Here is a 12055-nt window from a genome sequence, read left to right as displayed (position 1 = left end):
TGGAGACCAGGGAAGGTCGAATATGAATTGCACGATACCAACGTGAAATCCAAGCATGACGCGCCCAGAGGGGGATGTATGTTCCGATGGATGAGGGAACTTTGGGTGGGATCGGATCTGGTCGAGTTTGAGAGCTCGTTCGGACTGGCGGAATCTGTTGAGCGCCTGAAAGCCGCGACCCGGCACTGGGCTATGTTTACACCTTTTCGAGAAGCGGCCGTGGGAACGGTGACAGAGTCTCGCGTTTCGCTCCAACGTGTCATCCCGATGGTACGCAACTCATTCAAGCCACTTTTCGTCGGCCGATTCCAGGTGCGCCAAAACCAGGTCGTGCTAACCGGGCGTTTTGCGCTGCACTGGTCCGTTAAGCTCTTCATGGGCTTCTGGTTCGGGTTTTGTGTGCTTTTTACAGCATTGGCGTTGTTTACCGCCGTACCTGGGCCGCACGCCACATTCATGCCGCTGGAGGGGCTTGCGATGATGGCCTGTGGGATTGGCGTGATGCGGATCTGTATGTGGTTTTCCCGCAACGATCAGGCATGGCTGTCTGAGGTCATTCGCACGGCGCTGAGTAATCAGGTCGCGATTGCATCAAAAGGTTTGCCGCCCAATGAGCTTCGGAGCTCCCCAAAGCGGCCACCCACTGTCATCGTGATTGTCACAGCGGTGCTCGTCCTCCAAGGGCTCATGTTCTGCGTTTCTGCCATAACGGATATCCAGCCTTCCCTGGGCGATCCAAGTGGTTCGGTCTTTACCCATTATGCAGACGTTAGACTTCGCTATCTTTCCGTAATCTATGGCGCCGTTATGCTCCCGCTGGCTTTCGACGTTTACCGACAGCGCATGTTCGCCTGGCGAATGGGGTTCCTGGCGCTTTTTGGGGGGGCAGCCCTCCAGGCGCTTGGCTTGTTTGCCCGAGAGGATCTTGGCAATGCGCGTCAGACCATAATCTTCTGCGTCGCCTCCCTGGTGATCACCATCGTCTGGGCGTGTTGGTGGTACGCGCAGCGCGTCCATTTTCACGATTGATCGGGAGAGTCGATAGACCGCACATGACACGACAGTTATGAAAAAGCCCCGCCAGATAACAATCTGAGCAGGGCTTTTCTTTGCTTAAAGCATACCTGTTGCACCCACCTAGCACCCATGAGGGTTAAGCAGAGAAACAAAAAGACGCTGTAGGCCTTGGATTATATGGTGTCCCAGGGCAGGTTCGAACTGCCAACCTTCCCCTTAGGAGGGGGATGCTCTATCCAATTGAGCTACTGAGACACAAGTCGCGCGCAAGGAATGCGCGGCGATGGACGGCGTGCATGTTAACGGGCAGGCCCGCTTTTGTCATGTCGTCCGTAGGGCTTTTTAAGTGTAGGCAGACGCCCCACGGTAGCGTGGCTTTGTTTACCGTGCAAATTGCATCACCGCAAAATGCCATCATTGCAAAATGCAATGCCGGCATTTTGTTAAAATAGCGTAATTCTTTGTTTTTAAAGGATTTAATAGCCGTTAAACTTTTGGCATGCGGGCTGCTTCGACTGTTCTCAAAGAACGAAGGAGATCAGCCCCATGAACAGCGCTCTTTTAGTCGCGAATGCAGTCGCCCTGGCGGTTCTGTTGGGTTTTCAGTTCTTCCCCGAAAACGACGCTGCGATGGTTGCCCAACGCACGCCCCACTACCTGCAGCTGCAAAAAGCGCCTCAATGGGCAGTCACGAGCGATCAACGCAGTTTTGTCAGCCAAGAGGTGAGCCAGGAGAGTCTTCAACCGCGCACGCAGTCTTTTGAACGCTTGGTATTTTGAACCACCTCATCAGGAAGCACAGCATGTCCAAATCAGCCGCAGGGTTTCTCATCCTCGCTCTACTGAGTGGCATCCTTCATCTGTCATTAGTCCAGGACACGATCGTCACCCTGCCCCTGATTGCCTGCGGCGTGTTCAGTGCGCTGTTCGTGCTGGCGCTGATCGCCGGGCGCAAGATCAAGTTCGATCCGGTTCTGCGCTGACGCTCAGCAACTCCAGAAGACTGGCAACGGTGACCGCAAGGTCGCCGGAGTTATCGAGTCGACGGATTTGCGTATCACCGATTGTGTCGTCAGCCGTGAACAGCGCATTGCGGCACAGTCTCGCTTCAATTTCTGCCGGGCTTTCACGCCCCCGCCGTAGCAGGCGCTCTCGCAGAACGTCATCCTTGACCGTCAACAGCACCGGCAACAGCGTGGGATAGCGCTGTTGCGCTTCTGTCAGGTGGCCGCGCGAAGCATTGATCAGCACATCGCGTCCTTCCTTGAGCCACTGGTCTATACGCACAGGAATACCGTAATCGAGCCCATTGGCCTGCCACGAAAGCGCGAAATCCCCATTGTTTCTGCGTCGCTCGAACTCTTCGCGGGACACCTCAATGGCGTCTTCGCCGACAGACTCAGCCGAGCGCGTAATAACCCGCCGCACGACTTCACAATTGCGTACCCGCAACGGCCCGCGAGCGGCTTCGATGAGGCTGTCCTTGCCGGATCCCGAAGGCCCCATTAAATAAATCAGCCTGCCATCCATCCTGAAATCATCCCATACCGTCCGTCTGCCCTAGTAAATCGGCCATTTGCCACTATCCTGTTAAGGTAAGGAACAAGGATCGAATCCGCATAGCATGCACCTTCAGGCGTCTTCGGGCATCACCTGTGGGGCAAGAGGACGCGGTCAGCGATACGGACTCATGGAATGTTTTCAAACCAGTCCGCATTTCTGATAATAGGTGCTGGCATTAAGCCTTTACCCAGATCAATATTTGTCACAGAATTGACGCCAATGATCTGGCTAATTTGAGGCATGATGCGCGCCTCTATCAATTCAGGTTGAACATTTGGTCGGAGTGCTTGTCCTATCTGACATCCTGCGGCCTATCCCGAGAACCGCTCCCCTGAACTAACCGGTTAAATATATGCGCCCATTGAAACAGGCAATTTATTCCAGCCGTACGGCTGACAAGTTCGTCGTACGTCTGCCAGACGGAATGCGTGAACGCATTGCCGAGGTGGCTCGCAATCATCATCGCAGCATGAATTCCGAAATCATCGCGCGTCTTGAGCAGAGTCTTATTCAGGAAGGCGCGTTGGGCGAAGAATTGAGCATGCGCCTGGACAGCCCCGAGCTGTCATTACACGAACGCGAACTGCTGCAACGCTTCCGCCAACTCTCCCACCGCCAGCAAAACGCTCTGGTTTCGCTGATCGCCCATGATGCCGAAATGGCTGCAGACGTTTCCTGATTCATCCTGAAAGCTCAAGCCAGCGTAATTGCTGGCTTTTTTTTGCCTGAAATTCAGCCCCTCAAAAAAAAACCCGCCGATTGGGCGGGTTCTTTTGAGGTAGAACGTCAGAGCAGAAAAATCGTCGCCAGCCCGAGAAAGATGAAAAAGCCACCACTGTCGGTCATGGCAGTGATCATCACACTCGCGCCCATTGCCGGGTCGCGCCCAAGCCGCGCCAGGGTCATCGGAATCAACACGCCCATCAATGCCGCAAGCAACAGGTTAAGCGTCATGGCGGCGGTCATCACCACGCCCAGGGACCAACTGCCATAAAGCAGGTAGGACACCACACCAATCACTCCACCCCAGACCACGCCATTGATCAAAGCGACCGCCAACTCCTTGCGCATCAACCTCGACGTATTGCCGGTACTGACCTGGTCCAGCGCCATGGCCCGAACGATCATGGTGATTGTCTGGTTACCCGAGTTGCCGCCGATACCCGCCACGATCGGCATCAATGCCGCGAGCGCTACCAGCTTCTCGATAGAGCCCTCGAACAGGCCGATCACCCGTGATGCAACGAACGCGGTGATCAGGTTTATCGCCAGCCAGGCCCAACGGTTGCGCAGGGACTTCCAGACTGACGCAAAAATATCTTCTTCTTCGCGCAGACCCGCCATGTTGAGAACTTCGTTTTCGCTCTCTTCACGAATCAGGTCGACCATTTCATCGATGGTCAGACGACCGATCAGCTTGCCGTTCTTGTCGACCACCGGGGCCGAGATCAAGTCGTAACGCTCGAACGCCTGAGCGGCCTCGTAGGCGTCTTCGTCCGGATGAAAACTCACCGGATCGCTGGCCATCACTTCCGAGACCTGTTTATCCGGGTCGTTGACCAAAAGGCGCTTGATCGGCAACACGCCCTTGAGCACGCCGTCGTAATCGACCACGAACAGTTTATCGGTATGGCTTGGCAACTCTTTGAGACGACGCAGGTAACGCAACACCACTTCAAGACTGACATCCTCACGGATCGTCACCATCTCGAAGTCCATCAGCGCACCGACCTGCTCCTCGTCATAGGACAACGCGGAGCGGACGCGCTCACGCTGTTGAGCATCGAGGGTTTCCATCAGCTCGTGGACGACGTCTCGCGGCAGCTCGGAGGCCAGGTCAGCAAGTTCGTCGGCATCCATGTCCTTGGCCGCCGCCAGGAGCTCGTGATCGTCCATGTCGGCGATCAGGGTTTCACGAACCGAATCGGATACTTCGAGCAGAATGTCGCCGTCGCGGTCGGCCTTGACCAACTGCCAGACGGTCAGACGATCGTCCAGTGGCAAGGCTTCAAGGATGTAGGCAACGTCAGCGGAGTGCAGATCATCGAGCTTGCGTTGCAACTCGACGAGGTTTTGCCGGTGAACCAGGTTCTCGACCCGGTCGTGATGCGGACCTTCCTGGCGATGAGTCAGGTCTTCGACCACCCGCTGGCGCTGCAGCAGCTCAACGACTTGAGCAAGGCGGTCCTGCAAGCTTTCCTGCGTTTTCTTTACTTCAACTTCAGACATAGGCGAACTCCACTCCCAGCAGCGGGGCACGCCGGAAGGATCAATCAGTCAATTCATGATTGTAAAAACGGGGTACTGAGTAACTACTGGGTAAGTCCATGGAGGTATTCCACAAGCCCCGGCGGGGCTGACAGGCGCAATGATAACACCGCCTGACGGTTTTAAACGTGAAAAAATCGCGGCTGAAACAAGCGCTTGCGAGACAAACCTGAGCGCTGTCCTGATCCATGGAACTGCGACGACTCATCCTGAAAAGAAAACACACCCCTGTCGAAAAATGTAACGGCTACCCTTGATAAGGACTGTCAAGGAGGACGTCGAATGCCACGGAATGCTGATTATTTTTTGCTTGCCGCCCTGCTCTGCCTGCCGCCCTGGGCGTTTGCTACGACCATCCACCGGTGTGAAGCCCCTGACGGACGCATCACCTTCACGACCTTGAGCTGTACGACCGGAGAAAGCCTTTCGCTTCAGGAAGTACGCACGTTTTTGCCTGGCAGCACGACAGCCCTGATGCCAGAAGCTGAGGTTCGCGAAACATCAAGTATGAAAAACCCAAGGAGAGAGCCGACGGTCGTTGGTCAGCCCGAGGACAAATGTGGAAATAAGCTCAGCGCGAAGGAACGCCGCATCGCGATCATCAATCAGAGAGTGGTTGCCGGCATGAGTCAGCAGGACGTCGAAAGCGCTCTCGGCAAGCCAGACAAAATCAGCACTCGCAATTCAGCCATGAGCTACCGCTACGACAACAAGCGAGGGCGCAGTGCTCACATCGAGTTCGATGAGAAAGGTTGTACCAAAGGAAAAGCCAAATCGCAGACGGCAAAAAGCCCGCGTTAAACGCGGGCTTTTTGGTGTTTGGTGCACTCGACAGGATTCGAACCTGTGACCGCTCGGTTCGTAGCCGAGTACTCTATCCAGCTGAGCTACGAGTGCATTTGTGTTTTTATACCAGATCACAACTGGTTGAAGCCAAGTTACTCACATTACTGCAAACAACTCTTAAATGGTGCACTCGACAGGATTCGAACCTGTGACCGCTCGGTTCGTAGCCGAGTACTCTATCCAGCTGAGCTACGAGTGCATTTGTTGCCGCGCATTATAGGCCGTTAAATCTTTTTGTAAAGCACTTTTTCTAGTAATTTCAACAACTTACCGAAGAAGCCAGATTACAACGTACTAAACAAATAATGGCGGAGAACGGGGGATTCGAACCCCCGACACCCTTTTGAGGTGTACTCCCTTAGCAGGGGAGCGCCTTCGGCCACTCGGCCAGCTCTCCGCAACACGGGGCGTATATTAACCAGCTTTATCCCCGTTTGCAAACATAAAAAACGATAAAAATTAATGGCTTGGTTCTTCGTCCTTCTCTTTCTTGATACGCAGGTAAATTTCCTCACGGTGCACAGCCACCTCTTTCGGGGCGTTGACACCAATACGCACTTGATTTCCTTTAACGCCGAGCACGGTCACGGTGATTTCGCCATCACCAATAATCAGGCTTTCTGCGCACCGACGAGTCAGAATCAGCATACCTTTCTCCTCACGCATTTCATTTCAGGGACAACAGTCTGCAAAAAAAAGGCATTCGACCTACAACCGAAAAGGTCGCAGCCCTACATGCCTGAGTATTGACTAGCGCGAGCAAAAGAACAGTTTTGGTACGCACCATTCAAAAAAACGAAGGGCGCGGTCAGACCGCGCCCTTCGGGGGGAACGCATTACTCGCCCTGTCGGGCCGGCGCGTCCAGTTCGAAAGCTGTGTGCAGGGCGCGCACAGCCAGTTCCAGGTACTTCTCTTCGATCACCACGGACACCTTGATTTCCGAAGTCGAGATCATCTGGATGTTGATGCTTTCTTTCGCCAGGGATTCGAACATGCGGCTGGCCACGCCTGCGTGGGAGCGCATGCCGACGCCAACGATCGAGACCTTGGCAATCTTGGTGTCGCCAACGACTTCACGGGCACCGATCTCGCGAGCGGTGTTTTCCAGCACGGATTGCGCCGCCTGGTAGTCGTTACGGTGCACGGTGAAGGTGAAGTCGGTGGTGTTATCGTGCGCAACGTTCTGCACGATCATGTCGACTTCGATGTTCGCGGCGCTGATCGGGCCGAGAATCTTGAACGCCACGCCCGGGGTGTCTGGCACGCCACGGATGGTCAGCTTGGCTTCATCGCGATTGAAAGCGATGCCGGAAATGATCGGCTGTTCCATGGTTTCCTCTTCATCAATAGTAATGAGGGTGCCCGGACCCTCCTTGAAGCTGTGCAGTACGCGCAGCGGAACGTTGTACTTGCCGGCGAACTCGACCGCACGGATCTGCAACACCTTGGAACCGAGGCTGGCCATTTCCAGCATCTCTTCGAAGGTGATCTTGTCCAGACGCTGAGCCACGGACACCACACGCGGGTCGGTGGTGTAGACGCCGTCGACGTCGGTGTAGATCTGGCATTCGTCAGCCTTCAGGGCTGCCGCCAGCGCCACGCCAGTGGTGTCGGAACCGCCACGACCGAGCGTGGTGATATTGCCGTGCTCGTCGACGCCCTGGAAACCGGCGACAACCACCACACGACCGGCCTTCAGGTCACCGCGAATCTTCTGGTCATCAATCTGCAAGATACGCGCTTTATTGTGCGCGCTATCCGTCAGAATCCGTACCTGGTTGCCGGTGTACGACACCGCTGGCACGCCACGCTTGATCAGCGCCATGGCCAACAGTGCAATCGTCACCTGCTCACCGGTGGAAACGATCACATCCAGTTCGCGCGGAACCGGTTGGCCGTCGCCACTGATTTGCTTGGCCAGATCGATCAGACGGTTGGTTTCGCCGCTCATTGCAGACAGCACAACCACCAGGTCATCGCCCGCATCGCGGAATTTCTTAACCTTGTCGGCGACCTGCTCGATTCTCTCGACAGTGCCGACTGAGGTGCCTCCAAATTTCTGTACGATCAAAGCCATTTCAAAGCCGCCTCTGCCCATGAAGGGCGCCCAATAAATCACTCAAACAGCGTTCTGGCCCGCTACTAGACCGCGGACCAGGCACACTGCCTTATAAACCCTGCTCTACAAATGGAACAGTCAGGGCCAATGCGGCATCCAGTGCGCCAGCGTCAGTACCACCGCCCTGCGCCATGTCTGGACGACCACCGCCCTTCCCGCCCACTGCCGCAGCAGCCTGCTTCATCAAATCACCGGCTTTGAGTTGGCCAGTCAGGTCTTTGGTCACGCCTGCAACCAGAACGACCTTTTCCTCATGGACACTGCCGAGCAGGATCACTGCGCGGCCGAGTTTGTTTTTCAGTTGATCGACCAGCGCCAGCAGCGCCTTGCCATCCTGACCGTCCAGACGCACGGCCAGCACTTTCACGCCTTTGACGTCCAGGGCAGAAGCCGACAGATCGTCGCCCGCCGCGCTGGCCGCCTTGGCCTGCAACTGCTCGAGTTGCTTCTCCAGCAGACGGTTGCGCTCCAGCACAGCCGACAGCTTGTCGATCAGGTTATCGCGGCTGCCCTTGACCAGGTTGGCCGCTTCCTTGAGTTGTTCTTCTGCAGCATTCAAGTAGGCCAGTGCCGCGGCACCGGTGACTGCCTCGATACGACGCACACCCGAAGCCACACCGCCTTCGCTGATGATTTTCAGCAGACCGATGTCGCCGGTACGGGTGGCGTGAATACCGCCGCACAGTTCGACGGAGAAATCGCCCATGCTCAGCACACGAACGCTGTCGCCGTACTTCTCGCCGAACAGCGCCATGGCGCCTTTCTGCTTGGCGGTTTCGATGTCGGTTTCTTCGGTTTCAACTTCGGAGTTCTTGCGAATCTCGGCGTTGACGATGTCTTCCAGCGCCTTCAACTGCTCAGGCTTGATCGCTTCGAAGTGGCTGAAGTCAAAGCGTAGACGCTGACTGTCGACCAACGAGCCTTTCTGCTGAACGTGCTCGCCCAGCACCTGACGCAATGCAGCGTGCAACAAGTGAGTCGCCGAGTGGTTCAGCGACGTCGCATGGCGCACTTCGGCATCGACATGAGTCTCCACCGGAGCACCTACGATCAGGCTGCCCGAATCCAGCACACCGTGGTGCAGGAACGCACCGCCGGTCTTGGTGGTGTCGCGCACGTCGAAACGCGCAGCGCCAGCCTGGAGGAAGCCGCAATCACCAATCTGACCACCGGATTCGGCATAGAACGGCGTCTGATCGAGAACGACGACGCCCTCTTCGCCTTCGCTCAGCACGTCAACCGATTGCCCTTCTTTATAGAGAGCAACGATTTTGGCGGAACCGCTGTGAGCGGTGTAACCGGTGAACTCGGTGGCCACATCAACCTTGACCAGGCTGTTGTAGTCCATGCCGAAGGAGCTGGCGGAGCGGGCACGCACGCGCTGGGCTTCCATCTCGCGCTCGAAGCCTGCTTCGTCGATGGTCAGGCTGCGCTCACGGGCGATGTCGCCGGTCAGGTCCATCGGGAAACCGTAGGTGTCGTAAAGCTTGAACACCACGTCGCCCGGCACCACGTCGCCTTTGAGTTCGGCCAGATCCTGCTCGAGGATCTTCAGGCCCTGCTCCAGAGTCTTGGCGAATTGCTCTTCTTCGGCCTTCAGCACGCGCTCGATGTGCGCCTGCTGGGATTTCAGTTCAGGGAACGCTTCGCCCATCTCGGCGACCAGGGCTGCAACGATCTGGTAGAAGAAGCTGCCCTTGGCGCCCAGTTTGTTGCCGTGACGGCAAGCGCGACGAATGATCCGGCGCAGTACATAACCGCGACCTTCGTTGGACGGCAGCACGCCGTCGGCAATCAGGAAGCCGCAGGAACGGATGTGGTCAGCCACGACTTTCAGGGAAGCCTGATTGTCATTGGTGCAACCGATGGCCTTGGCCGATGCGCTCAGCAGGCTCTGGAACAGGTCGATTTCATAGTTCGAGTGAACGTGCTGCAGCACGGCACTGATCCGCTCCAGGCCCATGCCGGTATCGACCGACGGTGCTGGCAGCGGGTGCAACACGCCATCAGCAGTGCGGTTGAACTGCATGAAGACGTTGTTCCAGATCTCGATGTAACGGTCGCCGTCTTCTTCCGGCGAGCCCGGTGGGCCACCCCAGATGTCGGCGCCGTGATCGTAGAAGATCTCGGTGCAAGGACCGCACGGGCCGGTATCGCCCATGGTCCAGAAGTTGTCGGACGCGTACGGCGCGCCCTTGTTGTCGCCGATGCGAACCATGCGCTCGGCCGGTACACCGACTTCTTTGGTCCAGATGTCGTAGGCCTCGTCATCGCTGGCGTAGACGGTCACCCAGAGCTTTTCTTTCGGCAGGTTCAGCCATTTGTCGGAGGTCAGGAACGTCCAGGCAAAGGTAATGGCGTCACGCTTGAAATAATCACCGAAGCTGAAGTTACCCAGCATTTCGAAGAAGGTGTGGTGACGGGCGGTATAACCGACGTTTTCCAGGTCGTTGTGCTTGCCGCCGGCACGCACGCATTTCTGGCTGCTGACGGCGCGGGTGTACGCGCGCTTTTCCTGGCCCAGGAAGCAGTCCTTGAACTGGTTCATCCCCGCGTTAGTGAACAGCAGGGTTGGGTCGTTGCCCGGAATCAAAGAGCTGGAGGCTACACGGGTGTGGCCTTGCTCTTCGAAGAAGCGAAGGAAGGCTTCACGGATTTCTGCGCTTTTCATTAGGTTCTTCCACGGAGGCTGCGGCCAAAGGCCTGTGCGAAACGTCAACAGACGAAGCGACGGCAAAGGGCCGCATTATATCGGCCCTGCGCGCGGGGTACAGCGTGTTTATACGATAGAAACGGTCAATTGGACCGCTAACGCGATCAGATGCGGGAAAACTCGACGAATGTAGCGACGACCTGCTCGATTTGCGCACGGTTGACGTCCATGTGCGTGACCATTCGCAGACGAGCGGCAGCGCTGAGCTTGACCCCGCGTGTCGCGGCGAAGGCCTTGATCGCTTCGGCCTTGTCGCCCATTTTCACGTAAACCATGTTGGTCTGCACTGGCTCGACCTCATACCCCGCCGCTCGCAGGCCTTCGGCCAGCCATTGTGCGTTGGCATGGTCGTCGGCCAGGCGCTGAACATTATTATCCAGCGCATACAGCCCCGCCGCCGCGAGAATCCCGGCCTGGCGCATGCCGCCACCGACCATCTTGCGCAAACGCCGAGCCTTGGCGATCAACTCGACCGAGCCGCACAGCACCGAACCGACTGGCGCACCCAGGCCTTTGGAGAGACAGACCGACACCGAATCGAAATGCTGAGTGATCTCCCGGGCATCGACACCCAGCTTGACCGCCGCGTTGTAGAGCCGCGCACCATCCAGATGCAGCGCCAGGCCATGCTCACGAGTGAAGCGGCGAGCCTGGGCCAGGTACTCCAGCGGCAGCACCTTGCCCTGCATGGTGTTTTCCAGTGCCAGCAAACGGGTGCGCGCGAAGTGGAAGTCGTCCGGTTTGATCGCGGCGGCGACTTGCGCCAGGTCCAGCGAACCATCGGCTTGCACTTCCAGCGGCTGCGGCTGGATCGAACCGAGCACCGCCGCGCCACCACCTTCGTACTTATAGGTGTGGGCCTGCTGACCGACAATGTATTCGTCACCGCGCTCGCAGTGGGCCATCAAGCCCAGCAGGTTGCTCATGGTGCCCGTTGGAACAAACAGCGCCGCGGCAAAACCCAGTCGTGTTGCCAGCTCGGCTTCCAGACGATTGACCGTCGGATCTTCGCCATAAACGTCGTCACCGGTGGCGGCATTGGCCATCGCGTCGAGCATCCCTGCGGTCGGTTGGGTGACGGTGTCGCTGCGAAGATCGATAACGCTCATGAATCTGGCCTCGGTAAACAGGGGAAAAATCCGTTTCGGAAAGGAATTACTGCGGTCATGCCGACAATTAATCAAGCCTTGAACGAGGAAAAGAGGCTGTATGCCTTCGGAAAAGCCGATAGCAATCATCAGAAAGCAGCCATGCACGCCCCATAAATATGTGTTAAAAACGCTTCGCCGCCAAACAATCTGGCGGCAAAACGTTCTCAGGGCGGGGTGTAATTCCCCACCGGCGGTAATTGCGCGCAATGCGCATAGCCCGCGAGCGCTTGGCGACAGGCACGGCAATGGCTGTGATGGCGGCAAGGTCAGCAGACCCGGTGTGATCCCGGGGCCGACGGTCATAGTCCGGATGAAGAGAGAACGGGATTGACGCCGCCCAGGTTCCGTACCAAAGCGCCGTCCGCAGACACGTGTGC

11 protein-coding genes, 4 tRNA genes and 1 riboswitch are annotated in these 12055 nt (G+C 57.0%); of the genes, 5 read left to right on the top strand and 10 right to left on the bottom strand.

Annotated elements, in window-relative coordinates; all coding sequences use genetic code 11:
• The first annotated feature begins 105 nt into the window (after positions 1-105).
• The gene (locus PGR6_RS06695; protein WP_237229580.1) at positions 106-1029 is read left to right on the top strand and encodes a hypothetical protein; all 924 of its coding nucleotides are present in this window, start codon (positions 106-108) and stop codon (positions 1027-1029) included.
• Positions 1030-1195: 166 nt separating this feature from the next.
• Here the strand turns inward: PGR6_RS06695 and PGR6_RS06690 are convergent.
• Positions 1196-1272, bottom strand: a tRNA-Arg gene (locus PGR6_RS06690).
• 291 nt (positions 1273-1563) lie between these two features.
• Between PGR6_RS06690 and PGR6_RS06685 the strand changes: the two genes are divergently transcribed.
• Entirely contained in the window at positions 1564-1797 is a 234-nt protein-coding gene (locus PGR6_RS06685) for a hypothetical protein (protein ID WP_007934920.1), read from the top strand.
• Between the two features lie 23 nt (positions 1798-1820).
• Complete coding sequence (locus PGR6_RS06680) at positions 1821-2000, top strand: PA3371 family protein (protein ID WP_018926378.1); 180 nt, start codon at positions 1821-1823, stop codon at positions 1998-2000.
• On the opposite strand, the gene phnN is transcribed toward PGR6_RS06680, so the two are convergent.
• Positions 1975-2547, bottom strand: coding sequence for a phosphonate metabolism protein/1,5-bisphosphokinase (PRPP-forming) PhnN (gene phnN / locus PGR6_RS06675; protein ID WP_026286446.1), 573 nt, complete (start codon positions 2545-2547; stop codon positions 1975-1977). The genes PGR6_RS06680 and phnN overlap by 26 nt on opposite strands.
• A gap of 385 nt (positions 2548-2932) precedes the next feature.
• Between phnN and PGR6_RS06670 the strand changes: the two genes are divergently transcribed.
• Complete coding sequence (locus PGR6_RS06670; protein WP_018926380.1) at positions 2933-3259, top strand: Arc family DNA-binding protein; 327 nt, start codon at positions 2933-2935, stop codon at positions 3257-3259.
• A gap of 107 nt (positions 3260-3366) precedes the next feature.
• Here the strand turns inward: PGR6_RS06670 and mgtE are convergent, their stop codons facing one another.
• Entirely contained in the window at positions 3367-4809 is a 1443-nt protein-coding gene (gene mgtE, locus PGR6_RS06665; protein WP_018926381.1) for a magnesium transporter, read from the bottom strand.
• A 321-nt stretch (positions 4810-5130) separates the two neighbouring features.
• Between mgtE and PGR6_RS06660 the strand changes: the two genes are divergently transcribed.
• Entirely contained in the window at positions 5131-5649 is a 519-nt protein-coding gene (locus tag PGR6_RS06660) for a hypothetical protein (RefSeq protein WP_064616463.1), read from the top strand.
• 19 nt (positions 5650-5668) lie between these two features.
• Here the strand turns inward: PGR6_RS06660 and PGR6_RS06655 are convergent.
• The 7 genes from PGR6_RS06655 to ltaE all read right to left on the bottom strand — a co-directional run bounded on the left by PGR6_RS06655 (position 5669) and on the right by ltaE (position 11636).
• Positions 5669-5745: transfer RNA gene (locus PGR6_RS06655), tRNA-Arg, on the bottom strand.
• A 71-nt stretch (positions 5746-5816) separates the two neighbouring features.
• Positions 5817-5893, bottom strand: a tRNA-Arg gene (locus PGR6_RS06650).
• A gap of 107 nt (positions 5894-6000) precedes the next feature.
• Positions 6001-6091: transfer RNA gene (locus PGR6_RS06645), tRNA-Ser, on the bottom strand.
• A 62-nt stretch (positions 6092-6153) separates the two neighbouring features.
• Positions 6154-6342, bottom strand: a complete 189-nt coding sequence (gene csrA, locus PGR6_RS06640; RefSeq protein WP_002554426.1) for a carbon storage regulator CsrA — start codon at positions 6340-6342, stop codon at positions 6154-6156.
• Between the two features lie 188 nt (positions 6343-6530).
• Positions 6531-7772, bottom strand: coding sequence for an aspartate kinase (locus PGR6_RS06635; protein WP_007934911.1), 1242 nt, complete (start codon positions 7770-7772; stop codon positions 6531-6533).
• A gap of 91 nt (positions 7773-7863) precedes the next feature.
• Positions 7864-10485, bottom strand: a complete 2622-nt coding sequence (gene alaS / locus PGR6_RS06630; protein ID WP_018926383.1) for an alanine--tRNA ligase — start codon at positions 10483-10485, stop codon at positions 7864-7866.
• 146 nt (positions 10486-10631) lie between these two features.
• Positions 10632-11636, bottom strand: a complete 1005-nt coding sequence (gene ltaE / locus PGR6_RS06625) for a low-specificity L-threonine aldolase (RefSeq protein WP_064616462.1) — start codon at positions 11634-11636, stop codon at positions 10632-10634.
• A gap of 198 nt (positions 11637-11834) precedes the next feature.
• A riboswitch (FMN riboswitch) is annotated at positions 11835-12005 on the top strand.
• Positions 12006-12055: the final 50 nt, after the last annotated feature.

This window comes from Pseudomonas sp. GR 6-02 (genome assembly GCF_001655615.1).
Taxonomy (GTDB): domain Bacteria; phylum Pseudomonadota; class Gammaproteobacteria; order Pseudomonadales; family Pseudomonadaceae; genus Aquipseudomonas.
This window is presented reverse-complemented; position numbering and strand designations above follow the sequence as displayed.